Below are 22,396 nucleotides of genomic sequence, written 5' to 3'. Positions count from 1 at the left end.
CGGCGGGCAACGTATCCTGTCCAAAACTTCACCGGAAAGGAACTGCCATGCCCATTGCCAAATTCGCTCTCGGCCCGCTGGAAACGAACTGTTATGTGGTCAGCAACGACCGGGAGGCCGTCATCATCGACGCCGGCGGCGATCCCGCCCCCATGCTGGATCATCTTGCACAGCGCAATCTGAAGCTGCTGGCCGTCTGCCTGACCCACAAGCATTTCGACCATGCCTACGGCGTCGCCGCCCTTGTCGCCGCCACGGGCGCGCCCGTCTACGCCTCCCGGCACGAGGCCTGCCTGGACGATACGGAATCCGTGCGCGGCGGCATCTGGGGTTTCCCGCCCGTTCCAGACTATGCCACGGAAGATCTCCCGGCCGGGGAACGCCGCTTCGGCGATCTCGTCTTTACGGTACTGGACACCCCCGGACACACGCCCGGCGGCGTCTCTCTCCATTATCCTGCCGAAAACGCCGTCTTCACCGGCGACGCCCTGTTCTTCCGCTCCATCGGTCGCACGGACTTCCCCGGCGGCGATCAGGCCCTGCTGCTGCGCTCCATCCGCGAGCAGCTTTTCACCCTGCCTGACGCAACGGATGTCTATCCCGGTCACGGCCCCGCCACGACCATCGGCGAGGAACGACGCGAAAACGCCTTTTGCGGGGATCTGTGCTGATGCGGCACGGACTCGTCCTGCTGGGCAGTCCCCGTCGCAACGGCAGCAGCGACAGTCTGGCCCGCCTGTTCATGGAAGGCGCCGCGGAGGGGGGCCTCGCGCTGGAGGCCCTGCCCCTGCGGGAATGCCGCATCCGCCCCTGTACGCATTGCGGCGGCTGCCGGCGGCCGCCGTACCGCTGCGTGCTGGCGGATGGCGACGATGCCGAAAGCGTACTGGCGGCCCTGGAGCGGACGCCCTTCCTGCTGCTGGCCGCTCCCGTGTATTTCTATGCCCTGCCCGGGCAGCTCAAATGCCTTGTGGACCGTGCCCAGAGCCGCTGGTCGGCCCGGCAGGCCGGAGCCGTTGCCGCAGGGACTCCCGGCGTGAGCCTGTCGCTGCTGGTGGCGGGACGCCCGCGCGGGGAGCAGCTCTTCGCGGGCAGCGAGCTTTGTCTGTCCTATTTTCTGCGGGCGCTCGGGCGGGAGCTCGGGCAGTCGCGGAGCCTGCACGGCATCGAGGCCCCGTCGGACATCTCCAGCGAGCAGCGTGCCGCCATGCGGACCTGGGGAGAACAGACCGCCGCGTGCCTTCCCCCGGATGCGGCGTCGCCTCCCGGCGCGCCAGACGCGCCATGAGCGCCCTGCCGCGCCTTCGCTCTTCTCTGCGGCTGTTGCGGGGCCTCGGGCTGCTGGAACGCCGTTGCGCCCACTGCCTTGCCCCCTTCACTCCCCGTCAGGACGAGGCCTTCTGCCCCCACTGTCTGCCGCGGCTTGCCCCGTACCGGGGGGCCGCCTGTCCGCGCTGCGGCCTGCCCCTGCCGGCGGCGGACAGGAGCGCCGCTCCCTCCGTGCCCTGCGGGCACTGCCTGGCCGATCCCCCGCCGTGGTCGGTCATGCTGGCGTACGGCCTCTATGAGGGAGCTTTGCGCGACTGTCTGCTGCGCCTCAAATTTTCCGGCGAACTGCCGCTGGCCGGGGCGCTTGGCGGCCTGCTGGCCCGTCATCTGCCTGCCGTCGCCCCGGAGGCTCCCGCGCCCGATCATGTGCTGGCCATGCCGCAGCACCCGGACCACCTGCGGGAGCGCGGCTACAATCAGGCGCATGAACTGGCGGCCGCCCTCTGCCGCGAACTCCGCCTCCCGCTGCGCCATGACCTTCTGTGGCGCACGCGGCGCGTACGTCCCCAGGCCGGGCTGGACGCCGCACGCCGGCTTGCCAATGTGCACGGCAGTTTTGCCGCCCATGCGCATAGCCTCGTGGGCGCGCGCTGCTGGCTGCTGGACGACGTTATGACCACCGGCAGCACGGCCCGCGCCGCCTGCGCGGCCCTGCTCGATGCCGGGGCCGCGTCGGTCTCCCTGCTGGTCATGGCCCGTACGCCGGCCCGCTGATGCGGGCGTGCTGACGCGGCAGGCGGCTTGCCCCCCGGCCGGCCCCGGCCTTTTTGCCATGATGAGCGGAACAAGGCCTTCGCGCCATCCTTTCCCCTGGACGAGTCCTTTCCCCGGTGCGCCTTTGCCACGGTCAGCTTGTGTCAGACGCATTGTCGCGCCGGACCGAAAAAATGAAGGGAGCGGAAAGCCCCTCTCAGAGGAAAGGCTTCCCGCTCCCGGCGATGCGTTCGGAAAGGAAGGAACTAGGCCTTCTTGTCCTTCTTGAGCCAGCTCATCATGCCGCGCAGTTCGCTGCCCACCTTTTCGATCTGGTGATTGGCTTCATTGCGGCGGGTGGCGAGGAACATGGGATACTTGGCGCGGGCTTCCAGGATGAAGTCGCGGGCGAACTTGCCGCTCTGGATGTCCTTGAGCACGTTCTTCATTTCCTTCTTGGTCTCCTCGGTGATGAGGCGCGGACCGGTCACATAGTCGCCGTATTCAGCGGTATTGCTGATGGAGTAGCGCATGCGGGACAGGCCGCCTTCGTACATGAGGTCCACGATGAGCTTCATTTCGTGCATGCATTCGAAGTAGGCCATTTCCGGCTGGTAGCCGGCTTCCACCAGCGTTTCGAAACCGGCCTTGATCAGCGCGGAGACGCCGCCGCAGAGCACGGCCTGTTCGCCGAAGAGGTCGGTCTCGGTCTCTTCGCGGAAGGAGGTCTCGATAACGCCGGAGCGGGTACCGCCGATGCCCTTGGCATAGGCCAGCGCGTTCTTGAGGGCGTTGCCGGAGGCATCCTGATGGATGGCCACCAGGCAGGGCACGCCGCCGCCTTCGGTGAAGGTGCGGCGCACGAGATGACCGGGCCCCTTGGGCGCGATGAGGTACACATCCACATCCTTGGGCGGGATGATCTGGCTGAAATGGATGTTGAAGCCGTGCGCGAAGAGCAGGGCCTTGCCGGCCTTGAGGTTGGGCTTGATGTCGTTTTCGTAGACGGCGGCCTGCACTTCGTCCGGCAGCAGGATCATGATCAGGTCGGCCTGGGCGGCCGCTTCGGCGGCGCTTACGGGGCTGAAGCCGTGTTCCTTGGCAAGTTCGTAGTTGGCGCCGCCGGGACGCTGCCCCACAACGACGTTGACGCCGGAATCGCGGAGGTTCTGGGCATGGGCATGGCCCTGGCTGCCGTAACCGATGATGGCGACCGTCTTGCCCTTGAGCGCGTTGATGTCCGCATCCTGATCATAGTACACTTTCATAGTCGTATCCCTCTGTCGTTATGCTACTAAAAATCCTCCCGCACGGGGCGGGAGGAAAATTGTTGTGCCGCTTCGCGGCAAAAGTCAAGTCTCGCGGACGCCTACTCCGCCAGCTTTTTGGAGCGGCGCATGGCCACGGAGCCGGTACGCGCCAGTTCCTTGATGCCGAAGCGGTGCAGCAGGCTGATGATGGCCTCCAGCTTGCCGTGGTCGCCGGTGGCCTCGATGGTCATTTCCGTCGCGCTCACGTCCACGACCTTGCAACGGAAGATCTCCACCGTGCGCAGGATCTCCCCGCGCATGGCCCCTTCGGCCTGCACCTTGACGAACATCATTTCCCGCTCAACGGCGGGGATGTCGGCAAAATCCACAACCTTGATGACGGACACGATCTTGTGGAGCTGCTTCATAATCTGCTCCAGGATCTGACTGTCGCCATAGGTGGTGATGGTCATGTGCGAGACGCCCTCTTCCAGCGTGGGGGCCACATTGAGCGAATCGATGTTGAAGCCGCGCCCGCTGAAGAGCCCCGCCACGCGGGAGAGCACGCCGGGCTCATTCTCCACCAGAACAGAAAGCACATGTCGTTCCATGCCGCCCCTCCTACACCAAGAGCATCTCGTCCAGGGCCGCCCCGGCGGGCACCATGGGATAGACGTTTTCCTCGCGCTCCACGGTCACGTCCACGATGGCCGGATTGGGGGAGGACAGCGCGGCCTCCAGCACCGGGCGCAGATCCTCGGGCCGGGAGATGCGGTAGCCCTCGGCGCCGTAAGCCTCGGCCAGCTTCACGAAATCGGGCTGCGCCTCCATGTTGGTGAAGCTGTAGTTGCGGTCGTAGAAGAGCTCCTGCCACTGGCGCACCATGCCCAGATGCCGGTTGTTGAGGATGATGACCTTGATGGGCAGACGATACTGTACCACGGTGGCCAGCTCCTGGATGTTCATCTGGATGGAGCCGTCGCCGGCGACGGCGATGACCTTGCGCTCCGGGAAGGCGCACTGTGCCCCGATGGAGGCCGGGAAGCCGTAGCCCATCGTGCCGAGCCCACCGCTGGTCAGCAGGGTACGGGGCCGGGTGAAGGGGTAGAACTGCGCCGCCCACATCTGGTTCTGCCCCACTTCCGTGGTGATGATGGCCTCGCCGCCGGTGAGGGCATAGACCTCCTCGATGACGTGCTGCGGCTTGATGTGGTCGTTGCGGATATAGCCAAGAGGTTTGCTCTGCTTCCACTGGGCCACGGTCTCCAGCCAGGCCTCATGGTCGCCCCGCCAGTCCACATGAGCCATCTTGCCCGCCGCGATGTCCAGCATGCCGGCAAGCGCCAGCTTGCAGTCGCCCACCACGGGCACGTCCACTTCCACGTTCTTGCGGATGGAGGTGGGGTCGATGTCGATGTGGATGATGCGCGCGTGCGAGGCAAAGGCGGAGATCTTGCCGGTCACCCGGTCATCGAAGCGCGCCCCCACGCAGACGAGCACATCGGCATTGTTGATGGCCATGTTGGCCGCATAGGCCCCGTGCATGCCCACCATGCCCAGCCAGAGATCGTCCGTGGCCGGGAAGGCCCCAAGCCCCATGAGCGTGCAGCACACGGGCAGATGCAGGGTATGGGCCAGATCCTTGAGGGTCGCCGCCGCATCGGACATGATGACGCCGCCGCCGGCCAGGATCATGGGACGCCGGGCCTGCGCCAGCACTTCCACCGCGCGCCGCAACTGATTGAGGTTGGGCTTGTAGGTGGGGTTGTAGCTGCGCATGTAGATGTCTTCAGGCCAGACGAATTCCGCGTGGGCCTGCATCACGTCCTTGGGCAGGTCCACCAGCACGGGGCCGGGCCGCCCGGAACGAGCCAGATAGAAGGCCTGCCGGATGGTCTTGGCCAGCTTGCGGATGTCCTTGACCAGGAAATTGTGCTTGGTGCAGGGGCGGGTGATGCCCACGATGTCCACTTCCTGGAAAGCGTCGTTGCCGATGAGCTTGGTGGGGACCTGCCCGGTGAAGACCACAAGCGGAATGGAGTCACAGTAGGCCGTGGCTATGCCCGTGACCGTATTGGTGGCGCCGGGACCGGAGGTCACCAGACAGACGCCCACCTTTCCGGAAGCGCGGGCATAGCCGTCGGCCGCGTGCACAGCCCCTTGCTCGTGCCGCACCAGGATATGCTTCAGCTCGGGATGGCGCGGCAGTTCATCATAAATATCAAGGACAGCGCCGCCCGGATAGCCGAACAGCACGTCCACCCCTTCCTTTTTCAGGGATTCAAGGAGAATCTGTGCACCTGTGAGTTCCATAGCGATAAGGCTCCTGCGCCGCTATTTGTCTTCGGCGCGATGTCTATCCAACAATTCCATCAATCTGGTCTTGCCTTCAAGCTTCTGCTTCTTCAACTGCTTGAGGGTCTGCTCCTCGGTGGGGGTACGGAACGCCTTGGCTTCCAGCTTTTCCACCTGCTTTTCATAGAGCACATGGTCTTCCCAGAGGGATTTCAGCTCCGGATCAGTGGGGGCCAACTTTTCCAGAAGTTCAATTTCGTGCTGATCCATAAGAAATCTCCAGTGTTAGGGGTTGAAGCCCGGCTGGGCATGAAACGATGTCGCTGTCGGGGCGTCCCGCCGGCGGATCCGCGTCCGGCGCATGCCGTCCGCGCTCCGGCATCGGATGCGCGCCGTCACCGCGGCAGGGCGATCTACATGGTGGCGGCGTACTGTATGAGGGAGCGTACCACGATCTGGTTGACCAGCTGAATGGCCAGCAGCACCACCACGGGGGAAAAATCGATCCCCGCCCGATAGGTGAAGGGCATCCATTTGCGGACGTAGTAAAACACCGGCTCCGTCATAATGCGCAGGGCGCGCACGATGGGATTGTAGGGATCCGGGCGCACCCAGGTGATGACCGCCGCGATGATGACGATCCAGAAATAGAGATTGAGCAGCGTGCCGAGCACGCTCCCCACGGCCATAAGGATATTTTGAATCACGAACACGCTTGCTGCTCCACGCTGTCTGTCAGAGCCGCCCGAAGAGCGGCATAGTTCACGGCCACGATGTCCCCGGCCAGCTCCTCGTTGCCGAAGGAGGCGAACGGTATGCCTGCCGCGCCCGCCGCCCTGCCGTCATGGGGACTGTCCCCCACAAAGAGCACGCGCTCCGGCGGCAGCTTCCAGACCGCCAGGATATGTTCCGGGCCCTGCGGGCTGGGCTTGGGCAGGATGCCGGGAGTATCCGCGGCGACCACAGGATTAAAATAGGGAGGCAGGCCGAAAATGTCCAGAACCGTTTGCATGCCGATGTGCGTGCGGTTGGTGTCCACGGCCATGCGTACGCCGTGAGCGTGCAGCCAGCCCACCATCTCCCGGAAGCCCTCGCACAGGCGCAGCAGCGGCAGGATGTCCCGCCGGTAGACCACCACTTCGCTGGTGACGTGATCTATCTGCCCGTGCAGCTCGTCCGGCAAAATATGCTCCAGCGCCTGCCGGGCCGTGGCCATGAAGGAAAAGCGCTCCTGCTCCGGCGTCATGGGCGGCAGACCGAAATGGGCAAGTATCCGGTTGTAGTACTGGTCATTGGCCGCGCGAGAGTCGATGATGACACCGTCGCAATCAAAGATGACGCCGCCGAGCCCCTGCGGAAACAGCCCGCTCATGCGCCGTCCCCCCATGTCAGCAGAGTGATGGATCGTTCCCAGCGGGAACAGCAGTCCGGGCAGCGCGGGCGCAGCAGCACGCGCCAGATCGGCGCGGTGAGGCTCAGCAGGGCTGGCCCGCCCTCCCCCGCGACGGCCGCCCGCAGCTCCGCCGCCGCCGGAGCAAGGTCGTCGCGTTCCAGCAGGGCCTCGCGCAGGCCGGCTTCGGCCACGATGACGGCCCCCTGCGGCAAAAAATCGAGCGCGGCATCAAGCACCCGCTGCCACGGCGGCAGCATGGCCGCCAGCGCGGCGGCCTCCGCCGGCAGATCGGGCGTCGTCGCCCGCAGGATGTCGTCCGGCAGGCCCGCCGGGGCCTCCGTGCGCTCCCGGCCGTCGTCAAGCGTGGCGGCCAGCTGGGCACGATCGCCGGCATACCGCCGGTGCAGCGCGGCCATCTCGGCAAGACGCTCCTCCTGGAGCCAGCAGAGCAGCAACAGCCGCTGTGCCCGGCAAAGCCGCTCCCGTTCCTCGGCGGCCTCAGCCGCCGCCAGCGCCGCCGTCTCGTCGCCCGCCCCGGCGGCAAAGGCCGACCGGGCCGCGCTCTCGGCCTGTCCCCGCAGGGATGCCGCCTGCCCGCCCTGCCAGGCGCGCAGCGGCGTACCGGAAAGCGCGGCGTCCGTCATGGCCTGCAGATCCCGCAGACAGGCCAGCGCCTGGCGCGGGGACAGCGGCAAGTTCGCGGGCGTGTACCACGGTCCCTGCGGGGCGGGCGCGCCGCCCGCCGCCCCGTCCGGCATGCCGGTCTCAGGCAGTCCCGGCCGCAGCCGGGGCAGCGCCGCAAGACAGGCCGGGGCCTGTTCCCCGGCAAGCGGCCCGCGCACCAGAGGCAAACGCACGAATATCCTGCTCATAGTCTTCTCTCACCATAAAATTTGTTTGTAGACCGCCGCCTGTCGAAAAGCAAGGTCTTTTCCCCCGCCGCGCACAGCGTACGACATCAAAAAAAATGCTTGCAAGCTGCGCCGATTTCCTTACTATGGGCAGTCTTGCCGCGTAGTTGCGGCGTTCATCCCCATTTTTCCGGAATTCCGGTCCATAAAGGAGAGCTACACTATGGAGCAGGGTACCCTTCGCCTTAAAACGGGCCTCGCAGAGATGCTCAAGGGAGGCGTGATCATGGATGTGACCGATCCCGAACAGGCGAAAATCGCCCAGGATGCCGGGGCCTGCGCCGTTATGGCACTGGAGCGCGTGCCTGCGGACATCCGTGCCGCCGGGGGAGTCGCCCGGATGGCCGATCCTACCATCGTGGAACGCATTATGAAAGCCGTGACCATCCCTGTCATGGCCAAGGCGCGCATCGGTCATTTTGTGGAGGCGCGCATCCTGGAAGCTCTGGGAGTGGATTACATCGACGAGAGCGAAGTGCTGACGCCCGCCGATGACAAGCATCACATCAACAAGCGGGAGTTCACCGTGCCCTTCGTCTGCGGTTGCCGCAACCTGGGGGAAGCCCTGCGCCGCATCGCCGAAGGGGCGGCCATGATCCGCACCAAGGGCGAGCCCGGCACGGGCAACGTCATCGAGGCCGTGCGGCACTGCCGCCAGGTGCTGGACGACATCCGCCGTCTCTGCTCGCTGCCCGAAGATGAAGTGGCCAATTACGCCAAGGAGATCGGCGCTCCGCTGGAGATCTGCCGGATCGTCCGCAAGGAAGGCCGTCTGCCGGTGGTGAATTTCGCCGCCGGCGGCATCGCCACCCCTGCCGATGCGGCGCTTATGATGCAGCTTGGCTGCGACGGCGTCTTCGTGGGCTCAGGCATCTTCAAGTCCGGCGATCCGGCCAGGCGTGCCCGCGCCATCGTGCAGGCGGTGACCAACTACAACGACTACACGATGCTTGCCGAGATCTCCAAAGATCTCGGCGAGCCCATGGTCGGCATCGAGATATCCGCCATCCCCGCGGCCGACCGCATGCAGGAACGGGGCTGGTAGGATGGCGCTGATAGGCGTTCTTGCGTTGCAGGGGGCGTTCCGGGAGCATGCGGCCGCCGTCTCCCGCCTGGGAGCCGATGTCCGGGAGCTGCGCCAGCGCAGCCATCTGGACGGCATCGACGCCCTTATCCTTCCCGGCGGCGAAAGTACCGTCATGGGCAAGCTGCTGACGGAACTCGGCATGCTGGAGCCTGTCCGCGAGCGCATCGCCGCGGGCATGCCCGTCTACGGCAGTTGCGCCGGGCTCATCCTGCTCTGCGAGACCATCGAGGCCTCGGACCAGCCGCGTATCGGCCTGCTGCACGCCTCGGTACGCCGTAATGCCTTCGGCCGGCAGGCGGACAGCTTTGAGACGGACCTTGCCGTTGCCGGGCTGGACGCTCCCCTGCGGGCCGTCTTCATCCGTGCGCCGCTCATCACGGCGGTGGGCCCGGATGTGGAGGTGCTGGCCCGCGTGGACATGGCGGCGCACGGCGGAGCGGGCGAACGGATCGTGGCCGTGCGGCAAGGCAACATCCTTGCCACATCCTTCCATCCCGAGCTGACGCCGGACACTCGGCTGCATGCCGCCTTTCTGGCCATGCTGCCCGCCTGATCGGCATCCTCCCTGACCATTGACAGCGCCCGGGCGTCCCGCCCGGGCGTTTTTTTGGACCTGCGCCCGTGCACGAGCGGCATAAAGGGCATCCGGCTTTCCGCCGGATGCCCTCTGTCGTCGCTTGGGGAGCGAAATGCGCGGTCACGCCGCTCAGCGATTCTTGCCGTGCCCCTTGAGATAGGAGACGTAGCCCGGGTCGGTACCCTGGATATGGTTGATGAGCCAGTCCTTGAGGAAGGCCAGCAGATCCATGCTGACCGTGGTGGTGCCGTTCTTGATCTGGGACTCGAACTCTTCCAGCTTGCTCACGAAGCGGCGATGCACTTCCTTGTGCTCGCGGGTATGCGGATAGGCCGAATGCTCGAAAAGCTGCTCTTCGGTGCTGAAATGGGACGCGGTGTACTCGCGCAGATGCTGCATGATGCTCGCCAGTTCATCCTTGGCGGAATTGTGCTTCATGGCGCTGTACAGATCATTGATGTAGCTGCACAGCATGCGGTGCTGTTCGTCCACCAGCTGGACGCCGATATTGAGCTTGTCCGTCCACTGCACGAACTTGTCGCTCGACGAGGCCATCTCCAGATTGCCGCTGAACAGCGCACTGACGATCATGCCGAGATCCTCGATGCCGCTCTTGAGCGAAAGGATGGAGCCCGTGAAGCTCTCCATATTGTCCGCGTTTTCCTCGGCGACCTGATGGATGGCCGCAAGCGATGTGCTCGTCTGGCTGCTCTGGCCGGACTGCTCCGCCACGGCCGAGGCGATGACCTTGAGATGATCGGCCGTCTGCTCCATACAATTGATGATCTCGCCCATGAACTCGCCCGCGCGGCCGGCGCGCTCCGCCCCTTCCACCGTCAGTTGCGCCGCGGCTTCCACGGCCTGCACGTTGTTGTGGGTCTCGTCCTGGATGGCGCGGACGGCATCCTCCACCTCCTTGGTGGCGCTCATGGTCTTTTCGGCCAGCTTGCGCACTTCGTCGGCCACCACGGCGAAACCGCGCCCGGCCTCACCAGCTCGAGCCGCTTCGATGGCCGCATTGAGCGCCAGCAGATTGGTCTGATCGGCCACCTCGTTGATGACGCTCATCACCTGCCCGATGCTGCTGGCCCGCTGGCCCAGCTTGTCCATCGCCTCCTTGAGGTGCAGGATGGTCTCCTTGACGGAGTCGATGGACGACACGGCGCTGCGCACGTCCTGCTCGCCCACGCTGGCCTTGCTGCGCGAGGTCTCGGCGCTGTCGGACAGCTCCTGCACGCGCCGGGCCGATTCCACCGCGGCGTCGCTGATCTGGGTCATGGCTGAGCTGGTCTCCTCAAGCTGGTAGCGCTGCACTTCCACGCCGTGGTTCACATTGGCCACCACCTGCGAGATGCTGCGCGTCTCCTCGGAAAGGCCCAGGCATACGCCATTGGCCTTGGCCAGCAGCTGCTTACGCGTCGCCACCTGCGCCTGGAGATCCCTGAGTTCGGCCGCGGCCTTGTCCGCCTCGCCGCGGGCAGCCGCACGCTCCGACTCCGCCGCGGCCAGCCTGCTTTCCAGCTCGCTGGTACGGGCAGCGCTCTGCTCCCGCTCCCGCCGCAGCAAAGCGCCCGCCTGCTCCGCCAGGCTGCCCGACGCGGCAGCCCCGGGGCCCAGTACCTCCCGCATGCGTTTTTTCTCCCGCTCTGCCAGAACGGCAAGCCCGATCCCCGCCAGACAGCCCACGATCAGCAGGCCCAGCAGCAGAGTTCCCACCACGCCGGCAGTACCAGCGACGGCAAGTATGACTGCCAGCACCAGGAGTACGGCATGCAGAACAATACCCATAGAAAGCTCCTCCACAAGGTTTCTTAGCTTATCGTCGGATACAGGCTACGCTTTAGGCGGGAAAATACAAGGAATATTTCCTGATAAAGCCTCCTCATTCTAACATGCTGAAAGCATTACTATTTCAAAATGTAACAGACGCTTTCCCCATAAAAAGGCCGCGGACCGCATATCGCCCCTTCTCTCGGCCCCGCGCTCCGGTCATCGGCCTCGGACAGCGGGGGGGAGGCGTTCGCCCATGAAAAAGTCCCCCCGCACGGCGGCGAGGGGACTGCATCGTACCGGGAAGGCCCTGCCGGGCCTCCCCGTCTGTCAGTATCCGTCAGGGATCAGAGAGCGGCCTTGTAGATGGCGGCCACGGCGGCATCGGTCATAATGCGCGGATTGGTCAGACCGCAGGCGTCCTTCTGGGCATTGGCGGTCATGGTGGGGATGTCCTCCTCACGGACGTCCTTGCCGTATTTCTTGCCCAGGGCAATGAGGCCTTCGGGGATGTTGACGTCACGGGAAAGGATGTTGATGGCCTCGATGGCGCGGTGCGAGGCTTCGCTGGCGCTCAGGTGGTCCACACGCTCGCCCAGCAGTTTGGCCACGCGGCCGAAGCGGCGACGGCAGGCGATGAGGTTGTATTCGCAGACATGGGGCAGCAGGATGGCGTTGCATTCACCATGCGGCAGGTCGTAGAAGCCGCCCAGCTGATGCGCCATGGCATGCACATGGCCCAGGCTGGCGTTGTTGAAGGCCATACCGGCAAGATACTGGGCGTAGCACATGCCTTCGCGGGCTTCCTTGTCTTTGGCGCCGCAGGCCACGGAGCGGCGCAGATAGCGGTTGATGTATTCCATGGCCTTTTCGGCACAGGCGTCGGTCATGGGCGTCGCCGCGGTGGACACATAGGCTTCGATGGCGTGGGTCAGGGCATCCATGCCCGTGGCCGCCGTGAGGGAAGCGGGCATGTGCATCATAAGCACCGGGTCGTCAATGGCCACGCTGGGCGTGCAGCGCCAGTCCACGATGGCCATTTTCACCTTGCGGGAGGTATCCGTGATGATGCAGAAGCGGGTCATTTCCGAGGCCGTGCCGGCGGTGGTGTTCACGGCCACATAGGGGGGGAAGGGCTTGGAGGATTTGTCCACGCCTTCGTAATCGTGGATGGTGCCGCCGTTGCTCACCACGAAGCCCACACCCTTGCCGCAGTCATGGGAGCTGCCGCCGCCCAGGGTGATGAGGCTGTCGCACTTGTTTTCCTTGTACATCTCCGTGGCTTCGGCCACGTTCTTGTCCGTGGGGTTCGGCACCGTGCCGTCATACACCACGTATTTCATGCGGGCCTTGTCCAAAATGTCGGTGATGTGCTTGAGGATGCCGCAGGCGGCGATCCCCTTGTCGGTCACGATGAGCGGACGTTTGCCGCCGATGCTCTTCAGGCGCCTGGGGATTTCGGAGCAACAATTTTCACCCACCAGCGTCACGTTGGGGATGAAGAAAGAGGTGATCTGACCCATGTGCATGCTCTTCACGTCCGTGCTCATAACGACTCCTTTTTTTCTACCGCGGAGGGCTCCCGCGGCGTTTTTTGTAGTTCTTAGAAGTCAGATTACGGCACTCACGGACTTATGACAAGCTCTTTTTGCGTATTCGCAGGCAACAGCTCCAAAAATCACAAGACTGTTTGAGCGCACAATGCAATTGGACAACTTTCGCCGCAAGGACGGGAAAACGTCACGCCGCAAGCGTGATGCAGCCATACTACACCGTTTCCGCCGCTTCCGCTTCAGGCTGGGCGTTCCCTTCCTTCCGAACCCTGTTCCGGCATAACTGGGTCATGGCGCGCAGGTATTCACCGTGCCTGTCAAGAAAAAAAGCCAGCGGTTTTGAAAAGTTGTGCCCGACAAGGCCGTCCACCATGAGCTGACAGATATCCCGTTCGCGCAGCAGGACCAATTGAGAACGAAAGAACACCCTCCGGTCGGCCGGAGACATGCCCCGGATGACCTGCCGGCAGACCTCCTGGGCCCGCGGCAGGTAGAACCAGAAGTACATGAAGTCCAGGGCGGCGATGATGAGCGCCCTCTCCAGCTTGCGGGCCTCGCGGCCTCCCCGCTCGCCCAGCCCGCCGGGTCGAGCCAGCTTGATCAGCGCGTCTTCCCGGGGGAAGAGCATCTCCAGACGGGTATAGCAGTCGAAAGCGCGGCGCAGCTTGCCGTCATAGTCGCGACGCCGCATGCGCATGTTGACCTTGCTGTCGGCCAGACCCTCGATGAGGGCCGCCACGGTATCCGAGGCCATTTTGGAGACGATGGCCGCGCTCGGCGCCAGATAGGCCAGCGGATCGGCCACGCCCAGGGCCAGCAGCCCTCCCCAGAGCCCTGCATTGTACAACGAGGAGATGGGGATGGCCAAAACGCTGCGGAACAGGTTGCCGATGGCCGCCTGTCGCGGGAAGCCACGGTAAATGTTGTGCGCGAAGATATAAAAGCCGTTGATGATGTTGAGCACCGCAAAGACGAGCAGCGGCTGGTCCTCCACCGTCACACCGCACAGCCGCTGCAACAGCCCCACGCGGACGATCCCCTCAAGCAGCAGCACGGAGATGCCGGTATACATGAGGGAATCGCACAGACGGCTCATGCTGACGTGCTCCTTCCAGTGCGTGAGCGTGCCGCGGGTCGCCCCCTGCGCCGCCATGACCATTTGCAGGACATTACGCACGCCCGTGATGCCGAACCAGATGAAGCTGCCGAACCAGGCAAGCACCCACCATTGCTGGGTCGCCTGAAAGGTGAAAAACGCCGGGATGAAGCCCACGAGCACCTTGGCCCACAAGGTCAGCCCCGTGTTGAGGTAGCGCCAGCCGGGAGGGCCGCCCGGCACGGCTTCCTTGTCCAGCAGATCGTTGGGCGCGGGGATGTTGTACCCGCCCAGGGTATGGATGTTGCCATGCTCGCTGTAGCGGCACTCCGCGCTGGCGGAGATCCATTCCCGCCGCCGTTCCTTGCCCAGATGCGCCAGGAAGGGGAACGAACGACAGCGGGACAGCAGACGCTGCAAGCGTCCGGCATGCTCGGGCTCGACAAAGGCGAGCTTTTCTTCCACAGGGACATGGATGGGGATGCAGGGCGAGCCCTCATGGCGCAGCGCCGCCACGCCCCGCGGCGGCAGCGTCTCCAGGATGGCGAAGCCCATGCCGAAGGAGCGCAGACGCGTTGCCGCGTTGCTGCCGAGCTGCGTTCGTAGCGGGCTGCGCCGGTAGGTTTCCCAGAGTTTGGGCACATTGCGCAGGATCTCCTGAAACTTGGCAAGGCGCTCGCTGTTTTGGCCCTGCGCCAGTCGCCGGATGATATGGCGGATCATCTGCTTCATGCGCGGCCCGTGCCCGTGATTGAGCACCTCGAGCAGCTGGCTGATGGATTCCATGCCGCCAAGCTGGCCCAGCATCCAGCTCTTGGTATTGAAGATCTCCAGATGGGTGATGCCGCCCTGGCAATCCCAGAGCAGTTCGATGACGTCCTCCGCGGTCAGATTTTCCGTGCAGAGCGTGAGCTGGTAGCCGGGCATGAGCTCCCGCAGCTGCCGCGTCAGATCGGCGGCGGACACCGTGCGCAATTCCGGCATGTCCGGCGCATGCCCGGGGATCCGCGCATCCGGCAGCTCGCCTTCCAGCAGGGAGGCGAACCAGTCATGGTAGATGACGTCGACCGTCAGCAGTTCCAGTTCCCTGATCTCCCGGCGGGCCTCCTCGTTCCCTTCGCCGGCCTTCGCTTCCAGCTGCCGCGCCCGCAGGCGCAGACTGGGCAGTACGAGCTGATGCAGATATTCGGCCAGCCGCAGCATGACGGAATGCCGTCTGCCCAGAAAATCCAGAAAATCATCGGCATCCGCCGGCGCGACGGAGACGCCCCAGCGGGACTCCAGTTCCGGCCGCTGCCGCGCATTCCAGAGGTCGAGGGCCTTGAGGGCCCGCTCCCGCCACCAGTGCAGCACGGCCCTGCCCCGCGCCTGCATCTTCTGCACGGGCGCGCTGTTCATGAAATCCAGGAAGCCCTGGCGGGAAACGAAACCGCGCGGCACCCACAAAAAGCTCACAAAGCGGTCGTAAAACGGGACCTGATATTCGATGCCCACCCGGACGGTCATGCCGGTGACGCCGGCCGCATCCAGCAGCTCCTCGGCGGCATCGAGCTCGATACAGTTGTCATAGAGCACCGTCAGGGAGCGCAGCCCCTTGATCCAGGCGTCCATGATCAGATGGGTCGGCGTCTTGCGCCCCTTGGTATTGACGTCGTAGACGTGGTCGTCAAAGGCGATCTGGTTCCATTCCTCCGGCATCTCCGGCAGATGGTAGCGCGCCAGCATGCGGCGGACCACGCGGGGCGTCCCCAGCGCGGCCTTGCGGAAATCGTGCGCCAGCTTGAGCTGCTCCGTGGGATCGCCCTGCGCGCGCACCATGTCCTTCATAATCTGCAACAGCACGCGCGCCGTATTGCGCCGCAATGGGGAATGCGCGCTGGCCAGCACTTCGTCAAAAAGACTTTGCAGCGCGCAGATCCTGTCCCGGGAGCTGGAGCCGCCCACCTCCAGATTGCGCAGCAGGTTGACCGTGGCATAGGCCATGCGCGAGGCCTGGGAGGTCACCATCTCCTTGATGCCGTGCGGATGCAGCTCAGGGTCGGCCAGATCGCCGGAGAGGCTGGCCAGCGTGCTGTCGGGCGCATCAAGGATGCGGTTGACCAGCGCCCTGATGTCCTTGTCCTGTCTGTCAAAATAGCGACTGAAGCGGTATCTGCGCGCCATGACGCCCGCACCCTCCCTTCTGCCGGCCGCCGTCAGCCCCGGCGGCCCGGAAAGCGGAAGGCCGCCCGCAGGGGCGACCTCCGCCGTACATGCTCATGCGATCCCGTCCGCCGGACTTGCCGGCATCAGATGAATTCGTCCACGCGTCCCGCCCGCACCTTCTGCAGCAGACGTACGGCGGCGCCCTTGTCCGGCTCCGGCATGGCCGCCAGCTTTTCCTCGATGAGGGCCTCCCCCAGACGCCGGGTGGCCGGCGTGGCGTAGTTGAGCAGGAACTCCAGGAACGAGGCGATGGAATTGGGGCCGCACTGCCCCTTCATGCCGCTTTCGCGCACCATGGAAAGGAATTCCACGCCGCTGCGTCCGAGACGCGGACAGGCCGTGCAGAAGGAGGGCAGGTGGCGCGCCTCCTCCAGCAGGAAGCTCACCACATCGTCCACATGGCAATTCTCGCCGATGGGGAAAGGCACGCCCCCCGGGCCGGGCAGCGGGCTCCAGTCCTCGTAAGGATTGGCCACGCTGCCGGTCAGCAGCTGGGAGCAGCCCACCCCGCAACCGTCGCGCCACAGGCCGGACGGCTCGCGGGAACTGAGGATGATGCCCGTATACGGGATGGCCAGACGCGTGATGGCCACGCAGCGCAGGAAATCCTGATCGCTCACCGGGAAGGGAGCCTGCGCCAGGCCGCCCGGAGCGGGACGCATGCGGTGCATGCTCACCGTGTGCCCTCCCGTCCCGTAGACGCTTGCCAGATGCGCGGCATGCAGGCTCAGGGCCAGCACGTCGAACTGCCACGGGGCAAGCCCCAGCAGCAACCCCAGCCCCACATCCCCCATGCCCGCGCGCAGCGCCTCGTCGGCCGCGTTGATGCGCCGCTCGTAATTGGCCTTGGGGCCGGCCTTGTGCACGGCCTGGTAATGCTCGGGATGATAGGTATCCTGATAGAGGAGCACGGACCCCACGTCCACGGAACGCAGGATATCATACTGATCGGCCGCCAGCGGGCCCACGTTCACGTTGACGCGGCGGATCTCGCCGTCCCCCTCGTACAGCGTATACAGGATGCTCACCGCCTCGGCCAGATACTCCACGTCGGCATTGGGCAGCTGCCCGGTGACCAGAAAAACGCGCTTGTGGCCCTGACGGATGAGCTTGCGGCCGGCCTCGCTGATCTCCGGGGAGGTCATGTACTTGCGCTGCACCATGTCGTTGCCCTTGCGGTTGGCGCAATACAGACACTCGCTGCCGCAATGGTTGGTGAGGTGCAGCGGCGCCGAAAGCACGATGCGATCCCCGTACACCCGCTGTTTCACCTCGTCGGCGGCGTGCATGATGGCCAGAAGGCCGTCGGGCGAGGTCACGCGCATGAGCGTTGCCGTCTCGGCCAGCGTCAGGGGACGCAGTGCCCGGGACTTGTCAAGGATGCCTTTCAGCCGGGCCGCATCGGGCGCCACGGCACAGGACAGCGCCTCCTCGATGGCGCGCACATCCAGCCAGGACGGAAGGGAAAAGTTCGGCATGGTTTCACCCCCATATATAAAGACGTTCCGGCACGACGGCGGGCTGTGCCGGGCGGGGCCATGCGCGCATGGCGGCTCCGCGCCTGTCCCGCAGGAGAGGCGTCATACCATAGCAGCGGGGCGGCCGAAAAGCGAGCGATTTTTTTCACAGCTTCCGGCCGGCGCATTTGCCGCCCAGCAGGAGCCCCCGCCACGCAAGCAGGCATGATCTCAGACGAAAACGAGACATTACGGATGGCGACAGCCAGGCGGTCCGTCCGGCAGGGCCCCGGGCGTCCCTGCGGACAAGGAGCCCGGCCTCACCGGGAAAAAGAAAGGAAATTGCATGAAAAAACATGTTATTCCGTTTGATTGAGAAAAAAAAGGACTTGCGGTTGACAAGGGTTTTTAAAACTCCTATTTGTCCTGTTAGCCAATGTGAACCACGTTCCGAAAGGGCCCTGGCTTGCGACGGCGCGTGCGGCGCCACCGTAGAAATGAGCCCTAGACACCTAAATGACTTTGGAGGCTACCATGGCTCAGTGCAATTCCGCCGATCTGATCGCCACCGACAAGAAATATGTGTGGCATCACCTGACCCAGCACAAAGTTTACGAACATGCCGACCCCACCATCTTCGTGGAAGCCAAGGGCAACCGCGTGAAGGACATCAACGGCAAGGAATATCTTGATGCCGTGTCCGGCGGCGTGTGGACCGTCAACGTGGGCTTCGGCCGGGAAAAGATCGTCAAGGCTGTGGCCGATCAGCTGATGAAGCTGTGCTACTTCGCCAACTCCTACGGCAACATCCCGACCATCGAATTCTCCAAGAAGCTCATCGAAAAGATGCCCGGCATGAGCCGCGTGTACATCTCCAACTCCGGTTCCGAAGCCAACGAAAAGGCCTTCAAGATCGTCCGTCAGATCTCCGCCCTGAAGCACGGCGGCAAAAAGAGCAAGATCCTGTACCGCGACCGTGACTACCACGGCACCACCATCACCACGCTGAGCGCCTGCGGTCAGTACGAACGCCGCAACCAGTTCGGCCCCTTCACGCCCGGCTTCGTGGAAGTGCCCCACTGCTGCGCGTATCGTTCGCCCTTCGGCGACTGCGCCGATCTCGGCAAGAAATTCGCCAAGCAGATCGAAGAAGTCATCCAGCGTGAAGACCCCGACACCGTAGGCGGCCTGATCCTCGAACCCATCACCGCCGGCGGCGGCGTCATCGTGCCCCCGGACGGCTACTTCGAAACCGTGCAGGAAATCTGCAAGAAGTACGGCGTGCTGCTGATCATCGACGAAGTGGTGTGCGGCCTTGGCCGTACCGGCAAATGGTTCGGCTACCAGCACTTCGGCGTGAAGCCCGACATCGTCACCATGGCCAAGGGCGTGGCCAGCGGCTATGCGCCCATCTCCTGCACCGTGACCACTGAAGAAGTCTTCCAGGACTTCATCAATGATCCTTCCGACCGCGACGCCTACTTCCGCGACATTTCCACCTTCGGCGGTTGCACCTCCGGCCCGGCCGCGGCCATCGCCAACATGGAAATCATCGAAGAAGAACACCTGCTCGACAACGTCGTGAAACAGGGCGAATACCTCATGGGCCGTCTGCTCGAGCTGAAGGACAAGTACAAGGTCATCGGCGACGTGCGCGGCAAGGGCCTCTTTGCCGGTCTGGAACTGGTCAAGGATCGCACCACCAAGGAACCGGTGGACGAATCCGTGGCCGGCGGCGTGGTGGCCGACTGCTTCAAGCAGGGCGTCATCATCGGCAAGACCTCCCGCAGCTTCCGTGAATTCAACAACACCATCTGCCTGAGCCCGGCCCTGATCTCCACCCAGGGCGACATTGACGAACTGGTCAATGCCATCGACAAGGCTCTGGCCAAGGTGTCTGCCTAATCACGGCCGAACACCGACGAACAAGGGGGGCCTCGGCCCCCCTTTTTTTGTGACGTCACATCCGCACCGGAATGGCCTCCGGCCGTTTCCTCCATCCTCATCGCCATATCACGAGTTCGCCATGTCTCAGCCGTCTCCCGCCTCATCCCTGCGTTGCCGTCTGTCCGCCGTCGGCGTCTGCCTGCTGTTCTGCCTTGCCCTGTGTCTGCACGCGGCGGCCGGGACAACGCGCGCCGCCCCGACGGCGACAGTCTGTCTGCTGCTGGAAAGCCTGACGCCGGACAAGGGCTGGCACGATCAGCTCCGGGCCGGCCTTGCCCGCGCCGAAAAGGAGCTCGGCATCACCGCGCGCGTGGTCGCCGCGCCGGCCGGCAGCGACCAGCAGGACATATTCCGGGAAGAGGCGGCCCGCGCCGACCTCGTCCTTGTTGCCGACGACAGCCTGCATGAAGTCTTGCGCAACAATGCCGCCAACTTCCGCACGACGCACTTCGGCTGCATCGACACCGGGGTCCGGGCCGCCAACATCATGTCCGTCACCTTTGCCGATGAGCAGGCGGCCTTCCTGGCCGGAGCCGCGGCGGCCATGCTGACGACCTCCGACAGCCGCGGCATGAACCCCCAGAAAACGCTGGGCTGGCTCTCCGGCCGGGAGACCGGCCCCATCGTGACCATGCTCAACGGCTTTCTGGAGGGAGCCCGCCTTATCGATCCCGAGATCCGCATCGTCCACCGCAGCCTGGATTCTTTCGAAGACGCGCAGCGGGCGCAGACACGCTGCCGCGAGCTGCTGGACGAAGGCGCGGATATCGTGGTGCTGGCCGCCGGCAGCGCGGGACTGGCCGCCCTGGACGTGCTGGCCGAGCGGCAGGCGCTGGCCATCGGCATGGCCGCCGATCAGGACGATCTGCGCCCCGGTCGCGTACTGACCTCCATCCTCAAGCAGGGGGACCGCGCCGTGTACGAGATCGTCGCCGCGCATGCGCAGGGAGGTTTTCGCGGCGGCGAGATCCTGACCCATTCGCTGGCGGACAAGGGCGTGGGCATCACCGATCTGCGCGTTTTTTCCCGGGAAGAGGGCAACAGACTGCCGCCCCGCCTCAAAGAGCGCCTGATGGAGCTGCGCCGGGAGCTGGAGCGCCAGGCCATCCGGCTGCCCTCCCTGCGTCAGGGCACGCTGTGCAATTGCCGCTGAGCCCTGACCGCTTTTTGTACAGCCCGGAGCGGGAGCCACGGCCTGAATCCGGCGCTGCCGGCCGCTTTTTTCCTGCCGGACCCTGTTCGTGAAGAAAATATTTTTTTCCTGAAAATCCCCCGCAATCCTCTTGCCGTCACGGCGGAAAAGGGCTAGGGTCTTTTCGCGAGCTGCGGAACAGAGTTGTTTGTCTGTTCAATGATGCGACGAGAGCGCATGGCACGCGCCACGTTCGCCCGCCACATCGGCAGACGCCGCAAGCCTTGGAGCAACGCATTACCTGAACGATCCGGCTCTTGCGCCCGATCAGCACCGTGCCTCCAAGCCTGTTTGCGAAAGGGTATGTCCGTCACGAACGGAATTTTCATCATCCACTTGCAGCCTTTCAGGAGGGCTTCAAATGCTTATCGGCGTTACTAAAGAAATCAAGGCCAATGAACATCGCGTGGGCATCACCCCGGCTGGCGTCAAAGCTCTGAAGGATCATGGTCATGAAGTCATGATCGAAGTGGGCGCCGGTCTCGGCAGCCGCATCTCCGACGACGAATACAAAGCCGCCGGCGCCACCATGCTGCCCGTGGCCGACGTGTGGGCCAAGGCCGAAATGATCATGAAGGTCAAGGAGCCCCTGCAGAGCGAATACAAGTACTTCCGTGACGGCCTGCTGCTCTTCACCTACCTGCACCTGGCCGCCGACAAGCCCCAGACCGACGCCCTGCTGAACTCCGGCGTGGTGGGCCTTGCCTACGAAACCGTGCAGCCCGAAGACCGCACCCTGCCCCTGCTGGCCCCCATGTCCGAAGTGGCCGGCCGCATGTCCATCCAGGTGGGCGCCAACATCCTGACCAAGCATGCCGGCGGTTGCGGCGTGCTGCTGGGTGGCGTGCCTGGCGTGCAGCGCGGTAAAGTCGTCATCGTGGGTGGCGGTATCGTGGGCACCAACGCCGCCAAGATGGCCATCGGCATCGGCGCCGAAGTGACCATCCTGGACAACAACCTGAACCGTCTGCGCTACCTCGACGACATCTTCGGCGCCCGCGTGCAGACCATGGCTTCCAACAGCCACAACATTGCCGCCGCCGTGAAGGACGCCGACCTCGTGATCGGTTCCGTGCTCATCCCCGGCGCCAAGTGCCCGCAGCTCGTGACCGAAGAAATGATCAAGTCCATGCGCCCCGGCTCCGCCGTGGTGGACGTGGCCATTGACCAGGGCGGCGCTGTGGAAACCACCGCCGGCCATCCGACCACCCACGAAAACCCGACCTTCATCAAGCACGACGTTGTCCACTACTCCGTGGCCAACATCCCCGGCGCCGTGCCGATCGCTTCCACCTACGCCCTGACCAACGCCACCCTGCCCTACGCTCTGCAGCTGGCCGACAAGGGCTGGAAGAAGGCTTGCGCCGACAACATCGCTCTGGCCCGCGGCCTGAACACTGTCCACGGCAAGTGCACCTTCAAGGGTGTGGCCGACGCCTTCGGCCTGACCTATGTGCCCGCCGCCGACCTGCTGAAGTAAGCCAGTCGGCCCAGGCTGTCCTCTCTGTCATCAGAAGGACGGCATGACGGCGAACCCAGCGCCCCCTGTGCATGCAGGGGGCGCTTTTTTGTATGAAGAAAACCTCCCGCTAGGCGGGAGGTTCAAAAAAGCTTAAAGCTTTGCGTATGTTATAAAAACTC

19 protein-coding genes are annotated in these 22,396 nt (G+C 64.4%); 8 read left to right on the top strand and 11 right to left on the bottom strand.

The features are described from left to right. Positions 1–47 precede the first annotated feature (47 nt). The 3 genes from Q0J54_RS02880 to Q0J54_RS02870 are packed head-to-tail and all read left to right on the top strand — an operon-like array spanning position 48 to position 2,043. Complete coding sequence (locus tag Q0J54_RS02880) at positions 48–671, top strand: MBL fold metallo-hydrolase (protein ID WP_296303865.1); 624 nt, start codon at positions 48–50, stop codon at positions 669–671. Continuing rightward, complete coding sequence (locus Q0J54_RS02875) at positions 671–1,288, top strand: flavodoxin family protein (protein WP_296303863.1); 618 nt, start codon at positions 671–673, stop codon at positions 1,286–1,288. The genes Q0J54_RS02880 and Q0J54_RS02875 overlap by 1 nt, the downstream gene beginning before the upstream one ends. After that, a complete protein-coding gene (locus Q0J54_RS02870) occupies positions 1,285–2,043 on the top strand; it encodes a ComF family protein (protein ID WP_296303861.1) in 759 nt (252 codons plus the stop codon). Before Q0J54_RS02875 ends, Q0J54_RS02870 begins: the two co-directional genes overlap by 4 nt. Before the next feature lie 245 nt (positions 2,044–2,288). Here Q0J54_RS02870 and ilvC read toward each other — a convergent pair whose 3' ends face one another. The 7 genes from ilvC to Q0J54_RS02835 form a co-directional block, all read right to left on the bottom strand. Then, complete coding sequence (ilvC, locus tag Q0J54_RS02865; RefSeq protein WP_296303860.1) at positions 2,289–3,290, bottom strand: ketol-acid reductoisomerase; 1,002 nt, start codon at positions 3,288–3,290, stop codon at positions 2,289–2,291. Positions 3,291–3,391: 101 nt separating this feature from the next. After that, positions 3,392–3,883 carry an acetolactate synthase small subunit gene (gene ilvN / locus Q0J54_RS02860; protein ID WP_296303858.1) on the bottom strand — a complete coding sequence of 164 codons (492 nt, stop codon included), beginning with the start codon at positions 3,881–3,883 and terminating at the stop codon, positions 3,392–3,394. A gap of 10 nt (positions 3,884–3,893) precedes the next feature. Further along, a complete protein-coding gene (gene ilvB / locus Q0J54_RS02855) occupies positions 3,894–5,585 on the bottom strand; it encodes a biosynthetic-type acetolactate synthase large subunit (RefSeq protein ID WP_296303857.1) in 1,692 nt (563 codons plus the stop codon). A gap of 21 nt (positions 5,586–5,606) precedes the next feature. Continuing rightward, complete coding sequence (locus Q0J54_RS02850) at positions 5,607–5,837, bottom strand: DUF465 domain-containing protein (RefSeq protein ID WP_296303856.1); 231 nt, start codon at positions 5,835–5,837, stop codon at positions 5,607–5,609. A 143-nt stretch (positions 5,838–5,980) separates the two neighbouring features. Further along, positions 5,981–6,280 (bottom strand): YggT family protein, encoded by a 300-nt coding sequence (locus Q0J54_RS02845; RefSeq protein WP_296303855.1) that lies wholly within the window; start codon positions 6,278–6,280, stop codon positions 5,981–5,983. Further along, on the bottom strand, positions 6,271–6,939 hold the full coding sequence (locus Q0J54_RS02840; RefSeq protein ID WP_296303854.1) for an HAD family hydrolase: 669 nt from the start codon (positions 6,937–6,939) through the stop codon (positions 6,271–6,273). The genes Q0J54_RS02845 and Q0J54_RS02840 overlap by 10 nt, the downstream gene beginning before the upstream one ends. Beyond that, entirely contained in the window at positions 6,936–7,832 is an 897-nt protein-coding gene (locus tag Q0J54_RS02835; protein WP_296303853.1) for a hypothetical protein, read from the bottom strand. The genes Q0J54_RS02840 and Q0J54_RS02835 overlap by 4 nt, the downstream gene beginning before the upstream one ends. A 202-nt stretch (positions 7,833–8,034) precedes the next feature. On the opposite strand from Q0J54_RS02835, the gene pdxS reads away from it, so the two are divergent. Beyond that, a complete protein-coding gene (pdxS, locus tag Q0J54_RS02830; protein ID WP_296303851.1) occupies positions 8,035–8,916 on the top strand; it encodes a pyridoxal 5'-phosphate synthase lyase subunit PdxS in 882 nt (293 codons plus the stop codon). 1 nt (position 8,917) lies between these two features. After that, positions 8,918–9,511, top strand: coding sequence for a pyridoxal 5'-phosphate synthase glutaminase subunit PdxT (gene pdxT / locus Q0J54_RS02825; RefSeq protein WP_296303850.1), 594 nt, complete (start codon positions 8,918–8,920; stop codon positions 9,509–9,511). Between the two features lie 153 nt (positions 9,512–9,664). Here the strand turns inward: pdxT and Q0J54_RS02820 are convergent, their stop codons facing one another. The 4 genes from Q0J54_RS02820 to hydG all read right to left on the bottom strand — a co-directional run bounded on the left by Q0J54_RS02820 (position 9,665) and on the right by hydG (position 17,637). Then, a complete protein-coding gene (locus Q0J54_RS02820) occupies positions 9,665–11,323 on the bottom strand; it encodes a bacteriohemerythrin (protein ID WP_296303849.1) in 1,659 nt (552 codons plus the stop codon). Positions 11,324–11,652: 329 nt separating this feature from the next. Further along, on the bottom strand, positions 11,653–12,855 hold the full coding sequence (locus tag Q0J54_RS02815; protein ID WP_296303848.1) for an iron-containing alcohol dehydrogenase: 1,203 nt from the start codon (positions 12,853–12,855) through the stop codon (positions 11,653–11,655). A gap of 217 nt (positions 12,856–13,072) precedes the next feature. Further along, a complete protein-coding gene (locus Q0J54_RS02810; RefSeq protein ID WP_296303847.1) occupies positions 13,073–16,117 on the bottom strand; it encodes a hypothetical protein in 3,045 nt (1,014 codons plus the stop codon). 125 nt (positions 16,118–16,242) lie between these two features. Next, a complete protein-coding gene (hydG, locus tag Q0J54_RS02805; RefSeq protein ID WP_296303846.1) occupies positions 16,243–17,637 on the bottom strand; it encodes a [FeFe] hydrogenase H-cluster radical SAM maturase HydG in 1,395 nt (464 codons plus the stop codon). A gap of 513 nt (positions 17,638–18,150) precedes the next feature. Here hydG and Q0J54_RS02800 point away from each other — a divergent pair. The 3 genes from Q0J54_RS02800 (at position 18,151) to ald (ending at position 22,235) form a co-directional block, all read left to right on the top strand. Beyond that, complete coding sequence (locus Q0J54_RS02800) at positions 18,151–19,521, top strand: aminotransferase class III-fold pyridoxal phosphate-dependent enzyme (protein ID WP_296303845.1); 1,371 nt, start codon at positions 18,151–18,153, stop codon at positions 19,519–19,521. Positions 19,522–19,642: 121 nt separating this feature from the next. Next, positions 19,643–20,716, top strand: coding sequence for a BMP family protein (locus Q0J54_RS02795; protein ID WP_296303844.1), 1,074 nt, complete (start codon positions 19,643–19,645; stop codon positions 20,714–20,716). A gap of 400 nt (positions 20,717–21,116) precedes the next feature. Then, positions 21,117–22,235, top strand: coding sequence for an alanine dehydrogenase (gene ald / locus Q0J54_RS02790; protein ID WP_296303843.1), 1,119 nt, complete (start codon positions 21,117–21,119; stop codon positions 22,233–22,235). Positions 22,236–22,396: the final 161 nt, after the last annotated feature.

This window comes from uncultured Desulfovibrio sp. (genome assembly GCF_944324935.1).
In the GTDB taxonomy this organism is placed as follows: Bacteria; Desulfobacterota; Desulfovibrionia; order Desulfovibrionales; family Desulfovibrionaceae; genus Desulfovibrio.
The sequence above is the reverse complement of the archived record's forward strand: the minus strand, read 5'-3'. Positions and strand labels throughout refer to the sequence as shown.